Here is a 24,523-nt window from a genome sequence, read left to right on the forward strand (position 1 = left end):
GGACGCGGAGCGTCCCGGTATGCATTCCCCACGCAGAGCGTGGGAACGATCAGCGATCAGCGATCTGCGCAGGGCGCCCTTATTGAATTCAACAGGAGTTTCACATGGCGAAGAAACCCAAGGCTGCCACCTTCATCAAAGACCCGCTCTGGTACAAGGACGCGGTCATCTATCAAGTTCACGTCAAATCCTTTTTCGATTCCAACAACGACGGGATCGGCGACTTTCCCGGCCTGATCGCCAAACTCGATTACATCGCCGAACTCGGCGTCAACACCATCTGGCTGTTGCCGTTCTACCCCTCGCCACGCCGCGACGACGGTTACGACATCGCTGAATACCGTGGCGTGCACAGCGATTACGGGACAATGGCCGATGCCAAGCGGTTCATTGCCGAAGCGCACAAGCGTGGGTTGCGGGTGATCACCGAGCTGGTCATCAACCACACCTCCGATCAGCACCCGTGGTTCCAGCGGGCGCGCAAGGCCAAGCCCGGTTCGGCGGCGCGGGATTTCTATGTGTGGTCGGATGACGACCAGAAATACGACGGCACCCGGATCATTTTCCTCGACACCGAAAAGTCCAACTGGACTTGGGATCCGGTAGCCGGCCAGTACTTCTGGCACCGCTTCTATTCGCACCAGCCGGACCTGAATTTCGACAACCCGCAAGTCATGAAAGCGGTGCTGTCGGTGATGCGCTACTGGCTGGACATGGGCATCGACGGCCTGCGCCTGGATGCGATTCCGTACCTGATCGAGCGCGACGGTACCAACAACGAAAACCTTCCGGAAACCCACGACGTCCTCAAGCAGATCCGCGCCGAGATCGACGCCAACTACCCGGATCGCATGTTGCTGGCCGAAGCCAACCAATGGCCGGAAGACACTCAGCTGTACTTCGGCGACACCGACGCCGAGGGTGTGAATGGTGATGAATGCCACATGGCGTTCCACTTCCCGCTGATGCCACGCATGTACATGGCACTGGCCCAGGAAGATCGCTTCCCGATCACCGACATCCTGCGCCAGACCCCGGAGATCCCGGCCAACTGCCAGTGGGCGATTTTCCTGCGCAACCACGATGAGCTGACGCTGGAGATGGTCACCGACAAAGAACGCGACTACCTCTGGAACTACTACGCCGCCGACCGTCGCGCTCGGATCAATCTCGGGATTCGCCGGCGTCTGGCGCCGTTGATGGAGCGCGACCGCCGCCGCATTGAACTGCTCAACAGCCTGCTGCTGTCGATGCCCGGCACGCCGACCCTGTATTACGGCGATGAAATCGGCATGGGCGACAACATCTACCTCGGCGACCGCGACGGTGTACGCACGCCGATGCAATGGTCGATCGACCGCAACGGCGGTTTCTCCCGCGCCGATCCGGCCAGTCTGGTACTGCCGCCGATCATGGACCCGCAATACGGTTATCAATCGGTCAACGTCGAAACCCAGGCCGGTGACCCGCATTCGCTGCTGAACTGGACTCGCCGCCTGCTGGCGGTGCGCAAGCAATCCAAGGCATTCGGGCGCGGCACGCTGAAAATGCTTTCGCCGGCCAACCGCCGGGTGCTGGCCTACACCCGTGAATACACCGGGCCGGACGGCAAGCACGAAATCATTCTGTGCGTGGCCAACGTATCCCGCAGTGCGCAAGCCGTTGAGCTCGACCTGTCGGCCTACGTCGGCATGGTGCCGGTGGAGATGCTCGGCGGTAACGCGTTCCCGCCCATCGGCCAGTTGAGTTTCCTTCTGACCCTGCCGCCTTACGGTTTCTACTGGTTCGGCCTGGCGGCGGAAAACCAGATGCCGAGCTGGCACGTCGAGCCGGCGCAGAGCCTGCCGGACTTCACCACTCTGGTGCTGAAAAAGCGCATGGAAGAACTGCTCGAAGCGCCGTCCCGCGCCACCCTCGAACGGGCGATCCTGCCGAGCTGGCTGCAAAACCGCCGCTGGTTCGCCGGCAAGGACGCTGCGATTGACCAGGTGAAACTGGCCTACGGCGTGCGCTTCGGCGACGCGCAGCATCCGGTGCTGCTCAGTGAAATCGAAGTGCAGAGCGGCGGGCAGACCAGCCGTTATCAATTGCCGTTCGGCTTCATTGCCGAAGATCAGGTCGGGCCGGCGTTGCCGCAACAACTGGCTTTGGCCCGAGTGCGTCGGGTGCGTCAGGTCGGGTTGATCACCGATGCGTTCAGTCTCGAAGCGTTTATTCGCGCGGTGCTCGAAGGCATGCAGAGCGGAACGGTGCTGGAATCCAGTGAGGGCGAGATCCGTTTCGAGGCAACGTCGCAACTGGAAAAACTCGGCCTCGGTGCGGAATCCGAAGTGCGCTATCTGTCCGCCGAGCAGTCCAACAGTTCGGTGGTGATCGGCAACAGTCTGGTGCTCAAGCTGATCCGCAAAGTCGCTTCCGGCGTACACCCGGAACTGGAGATGAGCGCTTACCTGACGGCGGCCGGATTTGCCAATATCTCTCCGCTGCTCGGCTCGGTGATTCGCCGGGACGGGAAGGGCGAAGACAACCTGCTGATGATCGCCCAAGGCTACCTGAGCAATCAGGGCGATGCCTGGGAATGGACGCAGAACAACCTTGAACGGGCGCTGCGCGATGAATTGGCGGACGCCGTGTCCGAGCAGGCGCAACACTACAACGCCCTGGGTGAACTGAAGGATTTTGCCGGCATGCTCGGCCAGCGTCTTGGGGAAATGCATCAGGTGCTGGCAGCGCCAAGCGACAACCAGGACTTCGCGCCGCAAGTCAGTTCGGCCAAGGATGCGCAGGCGACCGGCAAGGATGTCGCGGCGCAGGTCGAGCATGCGTTGAAGTTGCTCAAGCAGCATCAGGGCGAACTCGACGCGGCGGATCAGAAGCTGGTCGGTCGGTTGCTCGACAACAAGAAAACCATCCTTGCCCACGTGCAGGAGTTGGCCAAACAGTCCGCTGGCGGCTTGCGGATCCGCGTGCACGGCGACCTGCATTTGGGGCAGGTGCTGGTGATCAAGGGCGACGCCTACCTGATCGACTTCGAGGGCGAACCGGCGCGGCCACTGGCCGAACGCCGGGGCAAGCACAGCCCGTACAAGGACGTCAGTGGTGTGCTGCGTTCCTTCGATTACGCCGCGGCCATGGCCCTGAATGTGCACAACGTCGACAACAGCCCCGAGGCCGAAGCCGCGCGTCGGCGGGTCACGGAGCGTTACCTGCGTGAAGCCCGGGAAGCATTTCTCCAGGCATATCGCCTAGCGGCAGCTAGTCTTGATCATGCTTGGCAAGATCCTGAAGGTGCCGACGCCGCACTGGCGTTGTTCGGTCTGGAGAAAGCGGCCTACGAAGTGGCCTATGAAGCCGAAAATCGCCCCACCTGGCTGCCCGTGCCGCTGCACGGTCTGTACGGGTTATTGACGGGGCTCAAACCCTTTTCCGATCTTGGTGGAGAGTAGTCATGAGTTTCTCGAACAGGGAACAGGGTCACGCTAAAGAAAGATTGCTGCCCACTGCAAAAGACATTGATGCTTTGGTGCGCGCAGAACATCACGACCCGTTTTCCATTCTTGGCCCCCACGGCGATGGTGCCGGCGGGCAATTTATCCGGGCGTATCTGCCCGGCGCGTTGAGCGTTTCTGTCGTCGATAAAAACAGTGGCGAAGAGCTCGGTCCGCTGGAGGCCACCGAAACACCGGGGCTGTTTGTCGGCCATTTCGAGGGCGCACGGCCGTACCTGTTGCGCACTCGCTGGGCCGGTGGTGAACAGGTCGCGGAAGATCCTTACAGCTTTGGCCAGTTGCTCGGTGAAATGGACCTGTACCTGTTCGCCGAAGGTAATCACCGCGACCTCAGCAGTTGCCTCGGTGCGCAGCTGAAAACCGTCGATGGCGTTGATGGCGTGCGTTTCGCGGTGTGGGCACCGAATGCCCGACGGGTGTCGGTGGTCGGTGATTTCAACGTGTGGGATGGTCGGCGGCATCCGATGCGCCTGCGGCATCCGTCTGGCGTGTGGGAATTGTTCATTCCGCGCCTGCAAGCAGGGGAACTGTACAAGTACGAAATCCTCGGCGCCCACGGTATTCTGCCGCTGAAGGCCGACCCGATGGCGCTGGCCACCAGCCTGCCGCCGGACACCGCCTCGAAAGTCGCCTCGCCGTTGCAGATCGACTGGCAGGATCAGGACTGGATGAGCAGCCGTCGCGAGCGCCAGCAGCACAATGCGCCGCTGTCGATCTACGAGTTGCACGCCGGTTCCTGGCAATGCGAACTCGACGATCTGGGTGAAGTGGCGCGCCAGTACACTTGGCCGGAGCTGGCCGAACGTTTGATCCCGTATGTGAAGGAGCTGGGTTTCACTCATATCGAACTGATGCCGATCATGGAGCACCCGTTCGGCGGTTCCTGGGGTTATCAGTTGCTGTCGCAATTCGCCCCGAGCGCGCGCTACGGCACGCCCGAGCAATTCGGCGATTTCGTCAATGCCTGTCACCAGGCCGGCATCGGTGTGATTCTCGACTGGGTGCCGGCGCATTTCCCGACCGATGCCCATGGCCTTGCGCAATTCGACGGCACCGCGCTCTACGAATACGGTAATCCACTGGAAGGCTTCCACCAGGATTGGGACACGCTGATCTACAACCTGGGCCGCACTGAAGTGCATGGCTACATGCTGGCGTCGGCGCTGCACTGGTTGAAGCATTTCCACATTGACGGTCTGCGGGTCGATGCGGTGGCGTCGATGCTCTATCGCGACTATTCGCGCAAGGCCGGCGAGTGGGTGCCGAACCGTCATGGCGGTCGCGAGAACCTTGAAGCCATCGACTTCCTGCGGCATTTGAACGATGTGGTAGCGCTGGAGGCACCGGGTGCGCTGGTGATCGCCGAGGAATCCACGGCGTGGCCTGGCGTCAGCCAGAGCACCCAACAAGGCGGCCTCGGTTTTGCCTACAAATGGAACATGGGCTGGATGCACGATTCGCTGCACTACATCCAGCAGGATCCGGTGTACCGCGCCCACCACCACAACGAGTTGAGTTTCGGCCTGGTGTACGCCTGGTCCGAGCGCTTCATCCTGCCGATTTCCCACGACGAAGTGGTGCACGGCAAGCATTCGCTGATCGACAAGATGCCCGGCGACCGCTGGCAGAAGTTCGCCAACCTGCGCGCCTATCTGAGTTTCATGTGGACCCATCCGGGCAAGAAGCTGCTGTTCATGGGCTGCGAGTTCGGCCAGTGGCGCGAGTGGAATCACGACCAGCAGCTCGACTGGTATCTGCTGCAGTACTCGGAACACAAAGGCGTGCAGAAACTGGTCGCTGACCTCAACCGGCTCTACCGCGAAGAACCGGCGCTGCACGAGCAGGACGATGCGCCGCAAGGCTTCCAGTGGTTGATCGGTGACGATGCGATCAACAGCGTTTACGCATGGCTGCGCTGGAGCAAGGACGGCACGCCGGTGCTGGTGGTGGCCAACTTCACCCCGGTGCCGCGTCAGTCGTATCGCGTCGGTGTGCCGTTTGCCGGGCGCTGGAAGGAATTGCTCAACAGTGATGCCGACACCTATGCCGGTTCCAATTATGGCAACGGCGGCGGTGCGTTTACCGAAGAGGTGGCCAGTCATGGGCAGGCTTTGTCGCTGGAACTGAATTTGCCGCCGTTGGCAGTTTTGATCCTCAAGCCCGAGGGCTGACCCACGCGAGATCGTTCCCACGCAGAGCGTGGGAACGATCATGCAGAAGAAGTCACCAGCGCATCCGGACCCCCAGGCTGCCAATCAACCCGTTCAGATCGTTGTCATCCACGTCGCTGCTGTAATCGGCGCTGACATACACACTCACCGTCGGCGTCATTCTCGCCACCAACCCCAGTCCGACTTCCACCGTCGAGGACTTGCGGCTGCTGCTGATCTTGTCCACCTGATCCAGCGTCACCGTGTCGCCGGTGTACACCGTGTGCCACAGGTTCGTGCGCACGTAGGGTTCAACGGGCAACCCGTTCAGATCGTAGCTGCCTTTCAAGCGCGCACCGACCCGGCCGCTCCACGATGTAATGTCACTGGAAGAGGCGTTGCCCGAGCCTGCGTACGGCGTATCCAGAGTGATGCGCTGGTTGATCAATTGCGCTTGCGGTTCAACCACCCAGTTTTCACCCAGACCGATCGGGAATCCGCCTTCTACCGACAGCGTCATCGCGCTGCCTTCGGTGGCCAGGCGTGCACCTTGCTCGTTACGACTGAAACCGCTGACCCGACCGCCACTGGCCGACAAGTCAACGTGCCAGCCCTGTGGGCCACTCAAGCTGTAGTAGGCGCCCAGGCTCTGACCTTGCAGGTTGAGGGTGTCGGTGTTCGGATCGGCGAGGGCGCGGCTGGTGATCAGTCCGCTGCCATTGGCCTTGATCTGATTGACCCCGCCGATCAGGCCGACCTGCTGGGTGTGGCCGCTGCTGCTTTTCAGGGTCAGCACGGCGGGGCCCTTGAAGTCGCCAGCGCCGGGCGTGGCGAAGCCCGGGCTGAGGACGTCGGTTTGCGCCTGGCGGGACGTCTGTCCGTAGAGTTGATCCCAGGCCGAGGGCGCGAGGTCTTCGGTGATCAGGTTTGTGCCGCGCAGATCCGGCTGTGAGCTCAGCCGTTGCGGCCCCGGGGTCACGACCGTGGCGGGGAGGGTCATGACGGGAATGTCCTGGCGATACCAGGGCGTCGCCTCGTCCGCCACAGGACCCGCCTGCGCCTCCATGGACGAGCACAGCAAGATAGAACTTGAAACGGTGCAGAACGTGACTTTGATCTCTTGTGAGGTGAGTGAGGTTTTCATGGAGTTCTACCTTGCTAGCGCATGTGGTATCTCGCCTTGGCGTCTCTCCTACCCCGAACGAGGGGCGACCGAATGGAGCGTGGCGAGCCCGAGGCCGCCCGTTTTGACGAGTGGCCTGAGGTTCGCCCCGAGTAGTATTTCCGGGGGTAGTAAGGTAGAGCTAAGAAGACCGGAGCCCTTGCGTCAAGAAATTGGACGATGAGTGGTCGGGTCAAAACGGGTGATGCAAGCTTATGTTTTTGCGCATTTATCTAAGTGCTTGTTTGTAGAGCCAATGGCTGTGAAAGCCGCGAGGCAGAGACGTTTTATAGCCGACAGCCGGTCTGCGAAACCGAATGCGGCAACCGGTTTCGCGTGGCTTTTTGGGTGAAGACAGCTGTCAGTATCGCGCTACAAATGCACTTCAACGGCCAGCGGCAAATGATCCGAGAGATGCGTCCACGGCTTGTTGCCGAGGATCCGCGGGTCGTGGCTGCTGGCATTGCGCAGGTAGACCCGGTCCAGTCGCAGCAACGGGAAACGCGCGGGGTAGGTCTTCGCCGGGCGGCCGTGATGGCGTTCGAAGGCTTCGTGCAGGTAGTCGCGGCGGGCGAGGGCGACGTTGCCTTGCAACTGCCAGTCATTGAAGTCACCGGCGATGATCACCGGCGCATCGTCTGGCAGCGATTCGAGCAACTGGCAGAGCAGCTGCAACTGCAATTGCCGATGGCTTTCGAGCAGGCTCAGGTGCACGCAGATGGCATGCACTTCGGCATGCCCCGGCACATCCAGGACGCAGTGCAACAACCCGCGCCGTTCAGGGCCGGTAATGGAGACGTCGAGGTTGCGGTATTCGCGGATCGGGTATTTCGACAACAGGGCGTTGCCATGATGGCCGTCGGGATAGACCGCATTGCGGCCGTAGGCAAAATCGCTCCACATGCTGTCGGCGAGGAATTCGTACTGCGAAGTTTGCGGCCATTCGTTGTAGCGGCTGGAATGCCGTTCGTGTTCGCCCACCACTTCCTGCAGAAACACCAGATCGGCCGAGGTACTGCGCACCGCTTCGCGCAGTTCCGGAAGGATGAAGCGTCGATTGAGCGCGGTGAAACCCTTGTGCGTATTGACCGTCAGCACCCGCAGGCGATGGATGGCGGACGGGGTCGAGGTCTGTGCGTCGACGGCATGACGCTTGGGATCGCTGGACACGTTCACTCCTCTGAATCATGACTGCCTGTTCATGCGACTGATCCGGGCGCGGGCAGTTCACTTTGAGTGGCTGCCCGCGCCCGACGGACCGTCAATCGACGAAGACGATCTCGTAGGGCAGGCGCATGCGCTCCAGAATCGACTTGGGCAGCAGCGGCGCGATCCCGATCGCCGGTTCGCCATTGAGCTGACTGGCGTAGGCATGGGTGGCGTGGCTCTTGCGCGCAACGGTCCAGGTATCGAGGCGCAGCTTGCGTGCGCGGTGCCAAGGAATCTGCGCCTGATCCCGTTCCGGCCAGTGCCAGGCCCAGACCGGCACATCGTGGTAGGTGGCGCCGACCTGTTGTGCGGCTTTGGCGCTGGCCCGGCCGACCACTTCATGATCAGCGGTGCCGTCGTTACACCAGGTGCTGAAAACCACATCACCAGGACGCAGGTAGCGGGCGATGAATTCGGTCAGTTGAGATTCCTGATCGTGCAGGGCGTTGTCGGTGAAACCGCCGCGCACCCACTTCAGGCTGTGCATCGGCAAACCCAGGCGGCGTAGCGCTTCGACGCTTTCCTGTGGACGGAACACGCTCAGGCGTTTTTCCGACCACTGGCGAGAGCCCGGATGACTGGCGCTGCCATCGGTGATCGACAGCAGTTGCAAGGGATGGCCGAGGCTGGAAAGCAGTTGCAGCAGGCCGCCGCAGGTCACCACTTCATCGCCGGGGTGCGGGGCGATGACCACGGCGCGGGCACCGGGTGGAACCAATGTGTGGGTGTTGATGACGGGAATGTTGTCGAGCTGCGCGGCACTGTTCCAGATCTGCGCCGGCAGGCCGCTCTCGCTGAGGGATAACGGTTTCATGAGTGATACATCCTTGTTGTGTCTCGCCCTCAGTCGTGCGCGCCATGAGAGGCGTGTACGACCCGTGAAGGCTGGTGGATAGCCCTGCAGCGCTCCGAACCCTGGATTGCTGCGCTGCAGAGTATTGCTCAAGAAGGACAGTTCGTCGCGTCACAGATCAACCTGATCCGCTTTTTTTTATTCAGTCTGTGCCAACTGTCGCAGATAGTCGCCAAAACCGCCGCGTGCGCGACTGTCCAGACGGGCGCTGGTGATGACTTGCGGGCGATGGCTCCAGGCGATGCTGGCCCCGCAAAGCTCCAGTTGGCGCACCAGCTGCACATCTTCGTCACAGGACAACGGTTCGAAGCCGCCGGCGCGCACGTAGGCTTGCGCGCTGACACCCAGATTGGCGCCATGGATGTGCCGGTGACCTTCACAGGCCTGGTAATGACCGTGATAGCGAATCTGCGCGGCTTCATCGAACGTTTCATGCCAGCGCTCGACCGTCACCGTGCCGCATACCGCATCGGTGCCCAATCCCAGTTGTTCCACCAGCCAGTCTTCGGCGACGCGGCTGTCGGCGTCGGAGCAGGAAATCCAGCGAGCACCCCGATCAAGCAGTTGTTGCGCGCCGATGGCCCGGGCCTGGCCGACATTGCGGGCATCAATGCTCAGCGCCTGCACCGGATACTGGCTGACGATGTGCGCCGAACGGTCGGTACAACTGTCGAGTACCACCAGGACCTCCACCGGCTCACCGGCCAGCATCGGATGCCCGGCGGCGCGCAAGGCGGCGTGCAGGCAGTCATCGAGCCACTCTTCTTCGTTGTGTGCCGGGATCAGGATGCCAATCATCGCAACCCCTCCAGCGCGGCCACCGAACGCGGTTCGCGACTCCAGACTTCCAGCAGAAAATCCGCTTCCTGATGCAGGACCACTCGCGGCAGGTGCAACTGTTCGTGAATCAGGTCGTGAACCTGTCGGGCATTAAGCGGGCAGCCTTCGATAACCGGGCGCCAGTGACAGGCCAGTAATTGCCCGTCTGCCGTCAATGAATCACTGATGCGATGGATGACCTCCGTCAGATCCTGCCGGTCGAGGTAGTAGCCGATTTCGCTGAATACGATCAGGTCGAATTTTTCCGCCGGCCAGTCGCCAGGCAACCGACATTGACGGACTTCGGCGTGGTCGAACAGGCTCAGCCGGGTACGCGCCAGATTGACCGCGGCGGCGCTTGTGTCGCAGCACAACAGCCGATCACAGCGTTCGGCCAGCGCGGCGCTCAGTTCGCCGTTGGCGCAACCGGGTTCGAAAATCGTCCGGTAATGCGGGCGGGGCAGGGCCGCCAGGGTCACGAGGCGTTTGCGCTGCTCGTACCAGCGCTGGCGAAATCCCCAGGGGTCGTTATTGCCGGCGAACAGGCCTTCGAAGTAGCGATCCTCGACACTCATAGAAAGACCACCTCGAACGGTTGCAGCAGTCGATCGATGACATAGGGTTTGAGCACCGGGGCCAGGCCTGCGTCGGGATCACCCTCCAGCTGGCTGGCGAAGGCGTGCACCGCATGGCGTTTGCGTGCGACCTGTTCGGGGCTGAGCAGGATTTTGCGCGCCCGTTCCCAAGGCACGATGGCGTCTTCGGGCGTTGCCCAGTGCCAGGTCCAGACCGGCAGCTCGTGGCAAATTGCACCCACCCGGCGCGCAGCCTCGACGCTGGCGCGGCCGACGGCTTCGTGGTCGCTGTGGCCGTCTTCGCGCCAGGTGGTGAAGATCACGTCGTCGGGTTGCAGGTAGCGGGTCAGGTATTCACACAGCATCGATTCGCGCGCGGCGACCTGGGTGTCGGGGAAGCCGCCACGCAGCCATTGCACCTGATGCATGGGCAGGCCAAGACGACGCAGGGCTTCGGCGGATTCCTGCGGGCGCACCACGCTCAAGCGCTCCACCGGCCAGCGCTCCGAGCCAGGATGGCTGGCGCTGCCGTCGGTGACCGAAATCAGTTGCAGCGTGCGACCCGCGGCGGCGAGCTGTTGCAACAGCCCGCCGCAACCGAGCACTTCATCGTCGGGGTGCGGCGCAATCACCACCGCTCGCGATCCCGGCGGTACCAGATCAAGAGTGTCGATACTGTCTACCGCTGCCAGATGACGTGAGCTCTGCCATTCCTGCAGGGAGGTGCCTTCGCCGACAATCGGATTGCGCTTCATAGGGCCCAACCCTCGCGTGGGTGCTGCGCAATCAATCGGCCCAGTGCTGCCAGATCGCGTTCAGCGTGGCTCTGGCGCAGGTAAACCGGCAAGTCGGCCGCCAGGCGGGCAAAGTGCGGATCCTTGCAGAACGGCCCGGCACCGAGCGCCCGACCTGTCTCGCGAATGACCTGTTCGGCGGCATCTTCGACCACGGCGCGTACACGGCGGGCCAGCAACTCGGCGTTGGCGTGGGGATTGCTGTCGATGTCCAGCGCACTGACGCGCAGCGCTTGAGCTGCGGCGTGCAAGGCGCTGTCGACGGCGCCGAGACTGGCCAGCGAATGGGGTTCTTCACGTCGGGCACATTGCTGGCGCAGCTGTTCACCGATTTCCCTCGCGGCGCCGTACCAGCACGCGGCAATCCCGATCCCGCCGTGCCAGAACCCCGGACGTTGCAGGTAGTCGCCAGGATCGCCGATCGCCTGCGCCTCGACTTCGTCGAACAGCACCTCGACGCTGCCGGTGGCCGCCATGCCGACCGCTTGCCAGCCTTGATCGGTGACGGTCACGCCCGGTTGGTCGAGGGCCACGGCCACCAGTTGCTGGCGATCGTCCTCATCCCACGCCGTCAGCAGGGCATGACTGAGCACCGCCGCCCCGGAGCACCAGGCCTTGCGTCCGTTCAGCCGCACCAGTTGCCCCGAGCGGCCGACCCGCACCCGCGCCTGCGGTGGTTCGGCCGCCCACATGCCCCACGTGCTGCCGGGCGTCGGCGAGCCACCGAGTTGTTCGATGATTGCCAGCGCATCGGTATGACCTTCGTAAAGTTTGCACAGCCCCAGATCATGCCCACCGACCTCGGACAGCCGTTGCCAGCGCTCCAGCGTACGACCGCTGCCGGGTAACGGCAGGCGATCGAGGCCGGCCTCGACCAGTTGCCGCAGACACAGGCCGAGGGCGGCAGTGTCGCGGTAGTCCGGCGCGTGCCGTGAGAGATAGACGGGCAAGTCCATGTCAGTCCTCTTCTTCGCGTTGCAGTTCGAACAGCAGCAGAGAACGCCCGGTGACCGAGTACTCATGACCGAATTCAAAACGCTCCTGGCCACGGATCGATGGCTGGTTGGTATCGATCATGCACGTCCAGAAACTGCCTTCAGGCACTTCCGGCAAGGTGAAGTTGACGATGTCGTGATGGGCGTTGACCACCAGCAGCAACGTGGCGTCGGCACCCTTGCGGCGGATCCCGGTTTCCTGGGCACGACCGTCAAGCAGCATGCCCATGCAGCGGTTCTGCGCGTCATGCCAGTGTTCGGTGGTCATCTCCGTGGCGTCCGGCGCAAGCCAGGTCACGTCCTTGACGCCGATATCCTCGTTGTATTCGCCGACCAGGAAACGCCCGCGTCGCAGGATCGGGTAGGCCAGACGCAACTTGATCAGGCGCTTGACGAATTTGAGCAGCGCCTTGCCGTCCTCGCTCAGGTCCCAGTTGACCCAGCCGATCTCGCTGTCCTGGCAATAGGCGTTGTTGTTGCCGTCCTGGGTGCGGGCGAATTCGTCACCGGCCACCAGCATCGGCGTGCCTTGGGACAGCAGCAGGGTGGCGAAGAAATTGCGCATCTGCCGGTGGCGCAGCGCGTTGATTTCCGGGTCATCGGTAGGGCCTTCGACGCCGTGGTTCCAGGACAGGTTGTTGTTGCTGCCGTCCTGATTGTTTTCGTCGTTGGCCTCGTTGTGCTTGTCGTTGTACGACACAAGATCGTTAAGGGTGAAACCGTCGTGAGCAGTGACGAAGTTGACCGAAGAATAAGGCCGGCGACCGCGCTGGTTGAACATTTCCCCGGAGGCCGTCATGCGGCTGGCGAAGTCGGCGAGCTGGCCGTCGTCGCCTTTCCAGAACGCGCGCACGGTGTCGCGGAACTTGTCGTTCCACTCGACCCAGCCCGGCGGGAAGTTGCCGACCTGATAGCCACCGGGGCCGCAATCCCAAGGCTCGGCGATCATTTTCACCTGACGCAGTACCGGATCCTGGCGGCAAGCAACGAGGAAACTGTGACGTTCATCGAAACCGTCGTGATAGCGACCGAGAATGGTCGCCAGATCGAAACGGAAGCCGTCGACGTGCATTTCGCTGGCCCAGTAGCGCAGCGAGTCGGTGACCATTTGCAGCACGCACGGATGGCTCAGATCGAGGGTGTTACCGGTACCGGAATCGTTGATGTAAAAGCGCTTGTCGTCCGGCATCAGGCGATAGTACGAGGCGTTATCGATCCCGCGCATCGACAGGGTCGGGCCTTGCTCGTTGCCTTCGGCGGTGTGGTTGTAGACCACGTCGAGAATCACTTCGAGATTGGCATCGTGCAGGTGCGCGACCATCTCCTTGAACTCGGCGATCTTGCCGCTGGCCAGATAACGAGGGTCCGGGGCGAAGAACGCGATGCTGTTGTAGCCCCAGTAATTGGTCATGCCTTTGTGCAGCAGGTGCTGATCGTTGACGAAGGCATGGATCGGCAACAGTTCGACGGTCGACACCCCGAGTTTGCGGATGTGCTCCAGCACATCGTCGACCATCAACCCGGCAAACGTGCCGCGCACATTCTCCGGCACCGAAGGGTGGCGCATGCTGATGCCGCGCACGTGGGTCTCGTAAATGATGGTCTTGTCCCACGGCACGCTGACGCGCTGGTCGTGGCCCCAGGTGTGGGCCGGGTCGATGACCTTGCACTTGGGAACGAAAGGCGCGCTGTCGCGCTCGTCGAAACTGAGGTCGGCGTCGGGGTGGCCGATGGTGTAGCCGAACAGCGCCTCGGACCATTTCAACTCGCCCACCAGTTGCTTGGCGTACGGGTCGATCAGCAATTTGTTGTGGTTGAAGCGGTGGCCGTTGGCCGGGTCGTACGGGCCGTAGACCCGGTAGCCGTAAATCAGGCCCGGATGTGCATCGGGCAGGTAGCCGTGGTAGATCTCGTCGGTGTATTCCGGCAGCTCGATGCGTTCGAGTTCGACTTCGCCGGCATCGTCGAAAATGCACAGCTCGACCCGGGTGGCGTTGGCGGAGAACAGCGCGAAGTTCACCCCCAGACCATCCCAGGTCGCGCCGAGCGGGAAGGGCAGGCCTTCACGGATGCGCGAGGGTTCGGCGTGCGCGGTGGGCTCGGCTTTCTTTGGACGGGTCATAGGTGCTCCTGCAAGTCAGTAAGTCGGGGTGAACATCAATCTTCTGTGGGAGCGAGCCTGCTCGCGATGGCTTTGTACCTGTTGACACCCGCGGTGGATGTCCAGCCGCAATCGCGAGCAGGCTCGCTCCCACAAGGGAATGGCGAGTTTTCGAGGACGAACGAGCCCTCGGTGGCGAGCGAACCCGGCACACGGTTATTCAAATCAATGGTTCGGGGGCGTCAGACCGCAGGCGGCTTGCGCGGCGCGCGGGGCTTTTTCTCGGTGGCTTTTTCGCCCGGGGGAATCACTTTCGCGGCACCGGCAGGCTTGGCCTTGGCCGTCGTGGCCTTGGGTTTGGCAGCAGGTGTCTTGCCATCAACGGCTTTGCTGGTGGCGGTCTTGCCGGCGGTTTTACTGCCGGCAGCCTTTGGCGATTTTTTCGGTGCCAGCGCCTCGGCTTCGGCGAGTTTGCGCGCCATCTCCCAGTGGCGCGATTCCTGGCCTTCGGGTTTACCTTCGGATTCCCAGATCTGATAGGCAAATTCGCGGATGCGTTTATCGTCGGTACTCATCGCAATGCTCCTGAACTGAACTCATGCTGCTAGACGTGTTGGATAAGCAGATTGACCGGGAAATCCCCCAGCGCGGTGCTGACCTGCAGCTCCCTGTTTTTTGTGACTGCGGTGCTCGAAAAAAGTCCCTTCAGATTTTCGTCAGAGGCGTCGAACGGTAGAACGACCCGTGTATCGCCCCAGCGCAGCGCGTCAACCATCGGCACAGCACTGTTTTCCAGCAATGTTGCGCAACGGATCGGCACGATCACGATGATCCGTCGCTCCCCATGCTCACGGGCAAACGCGAGCACGTTGTGCGCCTGGCTGCCCAGTACCTCGAGGGCCTGGTACGAACCCTGGCGAAACAACTCGGTGTCGTCGGCGCGCAGGCGCAGCACCTGGGCGATCAATGCTTGCTTGATTCGCCCGTCGCGCCAGTTGACCAACAGTTCCTGAACCGGAGCGGGAGCCTCCAGCGCCTGCTGCCGGGCGGCGTAGTCCACTGGCCGGCGGTTGTCCGGGTCGACCATGCTGAAGTCCCAGAACTCGTTGCCCTGATACAGATCCGGCACCCCCGGCACGGTCATGCGCAGCAAGGTTTGGGCCAGACCGTTGAGAGCGCCGGCGGCAGCGATGCTGTTGACGGTCTTGGCGAGCGCACCGCGCAGCAGTTCGCCTTCGGGGGCCAGCAGCAGTTGTTCGGTGAACGCCTGAGCCGCGTTTTCGTAAGCCTCGTTCGGCGCACTCCAGCTGCTTTGCAGCTTGGCTTCGCGCAGGGCTTTCTGCTGCCACTGCCAGACGCGTTTGGCGTAGTCGGCGAAACCGGCCTGATCGTCGTCGCGCAGGTCCAGCGGCCAGCTGCCGAGCAGCGCCTGATAGAGGATCAACTCGTCCGCCGACGACGGCAGTTCATCGTCATCGCGCAGCGGCCGAGCGAGCGCGCGCCACAGCTCTATCTGCTCGGGATACCAATGGCTGCGTTCGCTGAGCACGGCCAGCCGCGCGCGAGTGTCTTCGCCGCGTTTGTGGTCGTGGGTGGCGGTGGCCAGCAGGTTATCGGGGAAGCTCGCCAGACGTTGCTGGTTCACCGCGTGAAAGTCGCTGACCGGCGCGCTGAACTGCTCGGTGTTGTAACCGACGTCATTGCGCGACAGCAGCACTGCCGAGCGATACAGCGCGGTGTCTTCCACGGCTTTGGCCGCGGCCGGCGAAGTGAGCTGCTGAAAACGCACGCAGGCATGCTTCAGAATCTTGCGCGAACGGCCACGGGGTTTGCGCCTCCACGGCTGGCCGCCAAGCCAACCGGCTACGGAGTTCAGCACCGGCCAATCGGCTTCGCTCAATGTCTGCCGCGCACCGTCCATGGCCTGCTGGAAAAACACCTTGTCCCGCGCCGAGCGGCCCATCGGGGTGATGTAGGTGCGATAGACCGGGAAGTGCACGATCAACGCCTGCAACACCCGACGAATCGAGCCGAGCGTGAGGTCGCGGGTCATCAGGTCATCGCGCGCCACTTGCAGCAGGGCCTGGGCGACGCTTTCGCAATCGCTGGCCAGCGAGCCGTTGAGGATCTGCTGGCGCGCCAGTTGCGCTTCTTCGATAAACGCGGCGGGACGCTCGGTGCGGCGCTTCCACAAATCGCCCAGCACATGTTCGCCGTCCGGATCGTGTTGCAGCAGCGACAGCTGATTCATGAATTCGTAGCCGGTGCTGCCGTCCACGGCCCAGTCGGTGGGCAGGGTTTCGCCGTCGCCGAGGATCTTCTCGACATAGATCGGCAAGTGCCGGCCCGGCGCCAGATGGTCGAGCCGACGGCGCAGTTTGCGGCAGTAGCCGCGCGGGTCGGCTAGACCGTCGATGTGGTCGATGCGCAGCCCGTCGATCAATCCCTCGCCGATCAACTGGAAAATCTTTTGGTGGGTCGCTTCGAACACTGCCGGACGCTCGACGCGCAAACCGCCGAGTTCGTTGATGTCGAAGAAGCGCCGCCAGTTGATGTCATCCGCCGCCGTGCGCCAACTCGCGAGGCGATAGCTTTGCCGCTCCAGCAATTGGTGCAGGCGTTGAAAACCTTCTTCGGTCTTCGAATCGTAATGCGTCAGGTTGCGCTGAATGGCCTGGAGGATCTGCGGGTTCCTGGCCAGTTGCTGAAGTTCTTCCTTGAGCGGGATGGCCAGCGAACGGGCATCGGTCTGATAACTGAGCGCGCTGAAGCGGTCGGCGAGGGCCTTGAGCGCTTTGTTCGGGGCGTCATCGGATTTGAGCAGTTCGCCGTAATCGCCGGGGCAGATCGGGAAGTGATGCTCGTAATGCTCGACGTGGAACGTGCCGCTCTCGGCGTTGAAAACCAGCGGCAGGGTCGCGTCCTGGAGCGCGACGCCGTAATCGCTGCCGAGAAACGGCAGCAGCAACTGGCCTTCCATCAACGGGTCAGGGGAGTGCCACTGAATGTCGAAGAACTCGCCGTAGGGGCTGAGCCGGCCCCATTCCAGCAGGTCGAGCCACCACGGGTTGTCGCCGCCACCGACCGCCATGTGATTGGAGACGATGTCGAGGATCAGCCCCATGCCGTGTTCGCGCAGGCTGGCGACCAGACGGCGCAGGGCCGGCTCGCCGCCAAGTTCCGGATTCACCCGGGTCGGGTCGACCACGTCGTAGCCATGCATGGAGCCGGCGCGGGCGGCGAGCAGCGGTGAGGCATAAATGTGGCTGATGCCGAGTCGGGCGAAGTACGGCACCAGCGGCACCGCCTGATCGAGGGTGAAACCGCGATGAAATTGCAGGCGGACCGTGGCGCGCAATATCTGGATAGGCAATGCACTCATTGGTCACGCTCGGCTGCCTGAAGGCGGGCACACGCCAATAGTTCCAGACGTCTTGCTGCGTCGACACCGTCGAGCAGCGCCTCGCTGGTAGCCGGCAAGCGGCGCGACCAGTTCGGGTGGGTGTCGATGGTGCCGGGCAGGTTGGCCTGTTCGTCGAGGCCCAGCGCGTCTTCCAGTGGCAACAGCACCAGCGGCGCGCGGGTGTGACCGAGGAAGCGGACAGCGGCATCGACCACTTGATCAGCCTCGTGGGATTCCTCGCGAAAGTTTTGCGGGTCCTGACTCAACGCACCGCGCAGGCCTTCACGCTCGCGTTGGCGGTAACGGCGCCAGTCGATTTCGCCGTTGGCATCGATCAGCCCTAGACGCGCATTCCAGTCGATGTCGCGGCCATGCCACCAGCCGTTGAGTGTTGGCAGATCGTGAGTGCTGGTGGTGGCCAGAGCGTTGTCCGGCCAGTCGAGGATGGGTTTGAAATGGGTGTTGTCCTGTTCGAACAACAGCACGCGCATGCCGAGCATGGCCCGGGCGATCAGTTTTTCCCGCAGGCCATCGGGTACGGTGCCGAGGTCTTCGCCGAGCACGATCGCTTGATGGCGATGGGATTCGAGGGTCAGCAAGCGCAGCAGGTCGTCCACCGGGTAATACAGGTAGGCGCCGTCCGCCGGGAGTGCGCCGTTGGGGATTACCCATAGCCGTTGCAGGCCCATGACATGGTCGATGCGCAGCCCGCCGGCATGGGCGAAGTTGGCGCGCAGCATGTCGATGAATGCGCGAAAGCCGTTACGCACAAGACCTTCCGGGGAAAACGCGGAAATGCCCCAGCCCTGGCCCGAGCGATTGAGGATGTCCGGTGGTGCGCCGACGGTCAGCGAGGCCAGCAGTTCGTCCTGAAAGCTCCAGGCTTGACTGCCGGCGCCGTCGGCACCCACCGCCAGGTCGGCGATCAGGCCGATGCCCATGCCGGCGCTGCGAGCGGCGGTCTGGGCGCGTTCCAGGCAGCGGTGGATCAACCACTGGCAGAACGCGAAGTAGCTGATGCGCTCGGCGTATTCTTCGGCAAACGCGCCGAGGGCGGCGCCGCGCGGGTCGTGCCAGTGCTCCGGCCATTGGCGCCAGTCGAGGCTTTCGCCACGGGCGGCGCGCATCTCCTGAATGGCTTCGAAGCGGCAGTGGTTCTCCAGCGCTTCGCCGCCGGCATCACGAAAGCTGGAGAAGTCGGCGTGCAACGGGTGTTCGCCGCTGATGAAGCCGTCGTACAAGGCTTGTAGCAGTTTCAGTTTGGCCTCGGCGGCTTTCGGCCAGTCGATCAGTTTCAGGTTTTCCAGTTGTTCGAACTGATCGTTCAGGCCAGTTGCGTCAATCGCATCGCGCAGCGCGCGCTCGCCGAGGATCGCGCCCGGTGCGGCGTACAGCGGATTGAGAAACAGCCGACTGGACGGCGAGTAAGGGCTGTAGCGCCCGGTGTCGGCGCTGAACATCGCGTGCAGCGGGCTGATCGCCAAGGCATCGGCGCCGCGCTCGCCGGCCACCCGGGCCAGTTCTTCCAGGGCCTGAGTGTCGCCGAAACCGCCATCGCCGGGACGGCGCAAGCCATAAAGCTGCACGCTCAGGCCCCACGCGCGCGGGATCGGACTGTCCACCGCGTCACCCACGCTGAAGCAGCGTTCCGGTGCCACGGCCAGGGTGAATTGTTGATCGGCGATATGCACTTGCTGGTAGCCGACCGGAATTTCGCCGGGCAGCACGGCCTCGGCATCCAGTTTGAGGCTCAGGCGCGAGCCGTCTTCAAGGTGAATCTCGCAAGGGGTTTCGGGTTCGAAATAACGGGCCAGGTCCACGCCCACGCCAACATCGGCAGTGAGCAGTGGCGGCAGATGGCGATTTTCCTGTACCTGTTGCAGTTCAAGCAGGCTGGCGTCGATTTCCTGGGCCGTTCCGGCCGGGTGGCCGAGGCCGGTCAGCACATTGCGCAGCACCGCCGGGGCGACTTTTTGCGCTCGCCCGTTGGCGTCGATCCAGTCGACGGCAAGGCCGGCTCGGCTGGCGAGAATTTCCAGTTGCGCATCGCTCATAGGCGCTCTCCATCCAAGGGTGGCAAAGGGGTTGCGGCCGTGAGGCTGACGAGCGCGCAATACGGGGGCAGTTGCCCCTCATCCGACAGGCCTGTGTCGGGTGGCTGGCGAAACAGCCACACCGAATCAGTCTGTGGAAGGTTGACCACTGGCGTATCGCTGAGGTTCAGGTCGATTCGCAGCTCGCTGCCATCGCCCAGCCGCCAGCGCGCGCTGACCGCCCCGGGCCCCAGCACCTGGGCGCCGAGTGCCTGCGTTCCGGACAGGTTGGGAATGATGTATTGATGGCGCAATTGCAGCAGTTGGCGGTACAGCGCCAACGTCTCCCGTTGCCGAGGCGTGCCGTTACCCGTCAGGCGAGGTTGTGAGGCGTGAAAGGTCTGCTCGGCGTTGGGGTCGGGAATCTGTTCACGCTTGTGCGGATCCGAGAAGGCACTGAATGCCGCGAACTCATTGCGCCGACCTTCGCGCACCAGTTTCGCCAGTTCGCCATGGTGGCTGGTGAAAAACAGGAACGGTTGTTCGGCGGCGTATTCGTCGCCCATGAACATCAGGGGAATCATCGGCGACAGTAACAGCAGCGCTGTCGCAGCATCCACTGCGCGCGGGTCGGACAATTGATGCAAGCGTTCGCCGAAGGCACGGTTGCCGATCTGGTCGTGATTCTGCAGGAACAGCACGAATGCGGTGGAGGGCAGATGCTCGCTTGGCTCGCCGCGGGGTTCGCCGTGGCGGGTGATATGCCCCTGAAACACGAAACCCTGGCTCAGGCAGCGGGCCAATTGCTCGGTGGGTTGCAGCGCGTAGTCCGCGTAATAGGCGTCGGTTTCACCGGTCAGCAACACGTGCAGGGCGTTATGGCCGTCGTCGTTCCACTGCGCGTCGTAGTTCTCCTCCAGCAGGCTGGATTGGTTGAGTTCGTTCTCGATGGTCAGCCAAACGTAGCGGGCAGGGTCGATCTGCTGACGGATACGATGTGCCAGTTCAGGCAGAAAATCGGGGCTTTGTATGGCGTGCACCGCGTCCAGTCGCAGGCCGTCGAAGCGGTATTCCAGCAGCCACATCAAGGCGTTTTCGACGAAGAAGTCCCGCACTTCGCGACGACGAAAGTCGATGGCCGCGCCCCACGGTGTGTGTTTGTCTTCGCGGAAAAAGCCCTTGGCGTAACGATGCAGGTAATTGCCATCGGGGCCGAAGTGGTTGTAGACCACGTCCAGAATCACTGCCAGGCCATAACCGTGGGCACTGTCGATCAAATGTTTGAGTTGTTCCGGCGTGCCGTAACTGGCCTGCGGCGCGTAGTGCAGCACGCCGTCGTAGCCCCAGTTCCGATCGCCGGGAAACTGCGCGATCGGCATCAACTCGATGGCGGTGATGCCGAGCTCCGCGAGGCGTGAGAGATGCTGCTCGACTTCGGCAAATCCGCCGAGCGCGCCGACATGCAGTTCATAAATGACCGCTTCATTCCAGGGGCGCCCTTGCCACGTAGTGTTGCGCCAGGAATAACGGTGCGGATCGACCACCACGCTGTGGCGGTCGAGATCACCGTCCTGCGCCCTGGAGGCCGGGTCGGGCACCTCCAGTTCGCCATCGATATTGAAACGGTAGCGGCTGCCGGCAGGGCAGCGGGTCTTGATGACAAACCAGCCCTCGCCCTGGGGCAGCATGGGCAGGGACTGGCCGTTGTCCAGCTCGACGCTGACGTAAAATCCATCCGGCGCCCACAGCGCGAATTGGGTGTGCTCGGCATCCAGCATGATCGCGCCGTGGGGCCAGCTTTCAGGTGTCCGTGACGGCATCGTTGAAAACCTCCCTGGTTATTTGTGGTGCGTTTTACCCAGCGCCTTGGCCACCAGTTGTTCGTAGAGTTCGGCGTAGGGTTCGACAGCCTTGCACCAGTTGAACGGCGCAGCCATCGCCCGGCAACGCATGGCGTGCAGCAGGTCGGGGAAAGCAAACACCTTGAACGCGCGGCTCAGGGCTTCGCGGTAGCTGTCCGCGGTCGATTCGTTGAACAGGAAACCGGTAACACCGTTTTCAATGGTGTCGGCCAGCCCGCCGGTGTTGCGTGCTACCGGCAGCGAGCCGAAGCGCTGGGCGTACATCTGGCTCAGGCCGCACGGTTCATAGCGCGATGGCATCAGCAGGAAATCGCTGCCGGCAAACATGCGGCGGGCGTCGGTTTCATTGAAGCCGATGCGCACGCCGATCTGGCCGGGGAAGCGCAGCGCCAGTTCACGCATGGCCTGTTCTTCTTCCGGTTCGCCACGGCCGATGATCGCGATCTGGCCACCGTTCTGGACGATGTATTCCGATACCGCTTCGGTCAGGTCCAGGCCTTTTTGATAGACCAGACGCGAGACCACGGCAAATAGCGGGCCTTCGGAATCTTGCAGACCGAATAGTTCGCGCACATGGGCGGCGTTCACCGCTTTGCCTTCCCAGTCGCCGATGGCAAACGGTGCAAACAGATGTGGATCGGTGGCGGCATCCCAGCTTTCATCGATGCCGTTGGGAATGCCGCTGAGCAAACCTTGCTGGGTCTTGGCGGCGAGAAAACCGTCCAGACCGCAGCCGAAATCCGGAGTGGTGATTTCCTGCGCGTAGGTGGCACTGACCGTGGTGATGTGGCTCGAATAGGCCATGCCAGCCTTGAGGAACGACATCTTGCCGTAGAACTCCATGCCTTCCTGTTGCAGGGCATGGGCGGGAATCCCGAGTTCCGGGCACGAGCCCAGGCTGGTCACGCCTTGATACGCGAGGTTGTGAATGGTGAACAGGGTCGGCGTGCGTTGCCCGCGCCAGTGCATATAGGCAGGCGCCAGCCCGGCCGGCCAGTCGTGGGCATGCACCAGATCCGGGCACCAGTGGATTTGCGCGAGGTTGGCGGCGATATCGGCGGCGGCCAGACCCAGACGGGCGAAGCGGATGTGGTTGTCCGGCCAGTCGCGACCGTTGTTGGCGCCATACGGGCCGCCGTCACGGGCGTAGAGTTCAGGGCAGATCAACACATAAATCACCAGACCGTCGGGCATGTCCATGCGCCCGATCTTGCAGGGCGGCAGCGCGGCGTGCCCACCCAGTTCGCCGATGATGTGGATCGGATTCTCGCTGTTCATCACTTGCGGGTAACCGGGGATCAACACCCGGACGTCATGCAGGTGCGCCATGGCGCGGGGCAGGGCGGCAGAGACGTCTCCCAGACCGCCGGTCTTCACCAGATCGGCGATTTCCGAGGTCACGAACAACACTTTCTTCTTGTTCGGGTTCTGACTGGCCACTGGCGTCAGCGTCTTGGTGCCCGGGACGCTGATCGATCGGCTGCCGGGAACGCTTACGGTGCTCGAGTCACCCATCGGCTGATGAGCCCGTTCTCCCTGAATATCCAATGCCGCACTGATCATATGAATCTCCCGTCTTTTTTGATCTGATTCTTGTCTTGAACAAGCGATGTCCATGGCCAGGTCCTGTGGCCGGGCGCAAACGCGCCACGCATCGGTGAGCAAACGCTACCCAACACGTGCAAGCAGAATGGGTGAGGGGGCCATTGCAAGACTTGAACCAGTCGCTTTGGCCCTGCCTATCAGATGACCCGCCGCGATCTGCAAAAGTTTCGACGAATTTTTGACTTTATGACCGGCCGGTTTTACCCCGCGAAAACCAGTCTAGGCCAGATCCTAGAGCGGGCCAGGGCAATCGGATGAATTGTTCGACAATCTGTTGCGGGCTCACGAAATCCGTGGCTTTGGGAAGGCGGGCGCCCCGACGAAGTGCATGTTTGGCAGGGTTGATGATGCAAAATGGTGACCGGCCGGTCACGATTTTGGGCGTCGGGAAAGTGCGAGCGCACTGTTGCGGTGCGCACAGTTGTGTTGGCGGGCGGACAGCGGATGCTGCTTCACGGGCAGGAATTGCCCGCGAAGGCGAGGAGGCTCAGTTGAGCAGGCGGATCGGTTCTCCAGCTGACCAGGCTTGAATGTTGTCGATCATCTGCGAAAAGAACAGCTCATAGTTCTGGCGGCTGACGTAGCCGACATGGGGCGTGGCCAGCACGTTGTCGAGGGTGCGAAACGGGTGCAGGGTCGGCAACGGCTCCTGATCGAACACGTCGAGGGCTGCACCGCCGAGGCGCTGTTTCTGCAAGGCCTTGATCAGCGCCGCCTCGTCGACAATCGGTCCGCGCGCGGTGTTGACCAGCAGCGCGGTCGGCTTCATCCAGTCCAGCGCCTGGGCATCGACCAGCCCCCGGCTGCGATCACTGAGCACCAGGTGCACCGACAGCACGTCAGACTGTTCGAACAATTGCTGCTTGCTGACATAAGTGACGCCGGCCTGCTCGGCGCGCTCGGCGGTGAGGTTTTCGCTCCAGGCGATCACGCGCATGCCGAACACCTGACCGAACTGCGCCACCCGTTGACCGATGCTGCCGAGCCCGAGAATGCCGAGGGTCTTGCCGTGCAGGTCGCCACCGAGGCCTTGCTGCCACTGGCCGGCGCGCAAGGCATTGGCTTCGTTCAGCAGATTGCGGGTGGCGGCCATGATCAGCGCCCAGGTCAGTTCCGGCGCCGCGTGTTTATAGCTGTCGGTGCCGCAGACCTTGATCCCGAGGCGAGCAGCGGCCGGCATGTCCAGCGCCGCGTTGCGCATGCCACCGGTGACCAGCAGCTTCAGATTCGGCAGGCGTTTGAGCAGGTTTTCATCGAAGCGTGTGCGTTCGCGCATCACGCAGATCACTTCGAACTGGCCCAGACGTTCGGCCAGCGTGGCGTTGTCCGCCGGGTACTCATGGACGAAGGTGACTTCGCCGAGACTGTCGAGCACCGACCAGTCAACTACGCCCCGCGCGACGTCCTGCCAGTCATCGATCACCGCAATCTGCACCGCCATCAGCGTTACCTC

The 24,523-nt window shown here is 62.5% G+C and carries 16 protein-coding genes; 2 read left to right on the forward strand and 14 right to left on the reverse strand.

Annotation, left to right across the window (positions count from 1 at the left end; translation table 11 throughout):
* Positions 1–104 precede the first annotated feature (104 nt).
* Positions 105–3,446 (forward strand): maltose alpha-D-glucosyltransferase, encoded by a 3,342-nt coding sequence (gene treS / locus ABFB52_RS14140; protein WP_129974288.1) that lies wholly within the window; start codon positions 105–107, stop codon positions 3,444–3,446.
* A gap of 2 nt (positions 3,447–3,448) precedes the next feature.
* The gene (gene glgB / locus ABFB52_RS14145) at positions 3,449–5,680 is read left to right on the forward strand and encodes a 1,4-alpha-glucan branching protein GlgB (RefSeq protein WP_102686269.1); all 2,232 of its coding nucleotides are present in this window, start codon (positions 3,449–3,451) and stop codon (positions 5,678–5,680) included.
* A 52-nt stretch (positions 5,681–5,732) separates the two neighbouring features.
* On the opposite strand, the gene ABFB52_RS14150 is transcribed toward glgB, so the two are convergent.
* The 14 genes from ABFB52_RS14150 to ABFB52_RS14215 form a co-directional block, all read right to left on the reverse strand.
* A complete protein-coding gene (locus ABFB52_RS14150) occupies positions 5,733–6,803 on the reverse strand; it encodes an autotransporter outer membrane beta-barrel domain-containing protein (protein WP_346836080.1) in 1,071 nt (356 codons plus the stop codon).
* 390 nt (positions 6,804–7,193) lie between these two features.
* Entirely contained in the window at positions 7,194–7,991 is a 798-nt protein-coding gene (locus ABFB52_RS14155; protein ID WP_085605158.1) for an endonuclease/exonuclease/phosphatase family protein, read from the reverse strand.
* Positions 7,992–8,082: 91 nt separating this feature from the next.
* Entirely contained in the window at positions 8,083–8,844 is a 762-nt protein-coding gene (locus ABFB52_RS14160) for a PIG-L family deacetylase (protein ID WP_085745826.1), read from the reverse strand.
* Between the two features lie 177 nt (positions 8,845–9,021).
* Entirely contained in the window at positions 9,022–9,681 is a 660-nt protein-coding gene (locus ABFB52_RS14165; RefSeq protein ID WP_085745825.1) for a glycosyltransferase, read from the reverse strand.
* Positions 9,678–10,277, reverse strand: a complete 600-nt coding sequence (locus tag ABFB52_RS14170; protein ID WP_085745824.1) for an SAM-dependent methyltransferase — start codon at positions 10,275–10,277, stop codon at positions 9,678–9,680. Before ABFB52_RS14170 ends, ABFB52_RS14165 begins: the two co-directional genes overlap by 4 nt.
* Complete coding sequence (locus tag ABFB52_RS14175) at positions 10,274–11,032, reverse strand: PIG-L family deacetylase (protein WP_102686267.1); 759 nt, start codon at positions 11,030–11,032, stop codon at positions 10,274–10,276. Before ABFB52_RS14175 ends, ABFB52_RS14170 begins: the two co-directional genes overlap by 4 nt.
* Entirely contained in the window at positions 11,029–12,027 is a 999-nt protein-coding gene (locus tag ABFB52_RS14180; RefSeq protein WP_085745822.1) for an acyl-CoA dehydrogenase, read from the reverse strand. The genes ABFB52_RS14175 and ABFB52_RS14180 overlap by 4 nt, the downstream gene beginning before the upstream one ends.
* A gap of 1 nt (position 12,028) precedes the next feature.
* Complete coding sequence (gene glgX, locus ABFB52_RS14185) at positions 12,029–14,188, reverse strand: glycogen debranching protein GlgX (RefSeq protein ID WP_129972792.1); 2,160 nt, start codon at positions 14,186–14,188, stop codon at positions 12,029–12,031.
* A gap of 221 nt (positions 14,189–14,409) precedes the next feature.
* A complete protein-coding gene (locus tag ABFB52_RS14190) occupies positions 14,410–14,742 on the reverse strand; it encodes a DUF2934 domain-containing protein (RefSeq protein ID WP_085745820.1) in 333 nt (110 codons plus the stop codon).
* A 29-nt stretch (positions 14,743–14,771) separates the two neighbouring features.
* Positions 14,772–17,549, reverse strand: coding sequence for a malto-oligosyltrehalose synthase (locus ABFB52_RS14195; RefSeq protein WP_129972791.1), 2,778 nt, complete (start codon positions 17,547–17,549; stop codon positions 14,772–14,774).
* On the reverse strand, positions 17,546–19,624 hold the full coding sequence (gene malQ, locus ABFB52_RS14200; protein WP_129972790.1) for a 4-alpha-glucanotransferase: 2,079 nt from the start codon (positions 19,622–19,624) through the stop codon (positions 17,546–17,548). Before malQ ends, ABFB52_RS14195 begins: the two co-directional genes overlap by 4 nt.
* Entirely contained in the window at positions 19,621–21,423 is a 1,803-nt protein-coding gene (gene treZ / locus ABFB52_RS14205; protein WP_129972789.1) for a malto-oligosyltrehalose trehalohydrolase, read from the reverse strand. Before treZ ends, malQ begins: the two co-directional genes overlap by 4 nt.
* A gap of 18 nt (positions 21,424–21,441) precedes the next feature.
* Entirely contained in the window at positions 21,442–23,028 is a 1,587-nt protein-coding gene (gene glgA / locus ABFB52_RS14210; RefSeq protein ID WP_085745816.1) for a glycogen synthase GlgA, read from the reverse strand.
* Between the two features lie 529 nt (positions 23,029–23,557).
* Complete coding sequence (locus tag ABFB52_RS14215; protein ID WP_129972788.1) at positions 23,558–24,511, reverse strand: D-2-hydroxyacid dehydrogenase family protein; 954 nt, start codon at positions 24,509–24,511, stop codon at positions 23,558–23,560.
* Positions 24,512–24,523 lie beyond the last annotated feature (12 nt).

This window comes from Pseudomonas sp. 9.2(2024), from assembly GCF_039695385.1.
Classification (GTDB): domain Bacteria; phylum Pseudomonadota; class Gammaproteobacteria; order Pseudomonadales; family Pseudomonadaceae; genus Aquipseudomonas; species Aquipseudomonas paraglycinae.

Coding starts and splice junctions, on each gene's coding strand:
- ABFB52_RS14195 (WP_129972791.1), bottom strand. CDS start 17,549: ATGAGTGCATTGCCTATCCAGATATTGCGCGCCACGGTCCGCCTGCAA.
- glgX (WP_129972792.1), bottom strand. CDS start 14,188: ATGACCCGTCCAAAGAAAGCCGAGCCCACCGCGCACGCCGAACCCTCG.
- ABFB52_RS14180 (WP_085745822.1), bottom strand. CDS start 12,027: ATGGACTTGCCCGTCTATCTCTCACGGCACGCGCCGGACTACCGCGAC.
- malQ (WP_129972790.1), bottom strand. CDS start 19,624: ATGAGCGATGCGCAACTGGAAATTCTCGCCAGCCGAGCCGGCCTTGCC.
- ABFB52_RS14215 (WP_129972788.1), bottom strand. CDS start 24,511: ATGGCGGTGCAGATTGCGGTGATCGATGACTGGCAGGACGTCGCGCGG.
- ABFB52_RS14175 (WP_102686267.1), bottom strand. CDS start 11,032: ATGAAGCGCAATCCGATTGTCGGCGAAGGCACCTCCCTGCAGGAATGG.
- treZ (WP_129972789.1), bottom strand. CDS start 21,423: ATGCCGTCACGGACACCTGAAAGCTGGCCCCACGGCGCGATCATGCTG.
- ABFB52_RS14150 (WP_346836080.1), bottom strand. CDS start 6,803: ATGAAAACCTCACTCACCTCACAAGAGATCAAAGTCACGTTCTGCACC.
- ABFB52_RS14165 (WP_085745825.1), bottom strand. CDS start 9,681: ATGATTGGCATCCTGATCCCGGCACACAACGAAGAAGAGTGGCTCGAT.
- glgB (WP_102686269.1), top strand. CDS start 3,449: ATGAGTTTCTCGAACAGGGAACAGGGTCACGCTAAAGAAAGATTGCTG.
- ABFB52_RS14190 (WP_085745820.1), bottom strand. CDS start 14,742: ATGAGTACCGACGATAAACGCATCCGCGAATTTGCCTATCAGATCTGG.
- glgA (WP_085745816.1), bottom strand. CDS start 23,028: ATGATCAGTGCGGCATTGGATATTCAGGGAGAACGGGCTCATCAGCCG.
- treS (WP_129974288.1), top strand. CDS start 105: ATGGCGAAGAAACCCAAGGCTGCCACCTTCATCAAAGACCCGCTCTGG.
- ABFB52_RS14160 (WP_085745826.1), bottom strand. CDS start 8,844: ATGAAACCGTTATCCCTCAGCGAGAGCGGCCTGCCGGCGCAGATCTGG.
- ABFB52_RS14170 (WP_085745824.1), bottom strand. CDS start 10,277: ATGAGTGTCGAGGATCGCTACTTCGAAGGCCTGTTCGCCGGCAATAAC.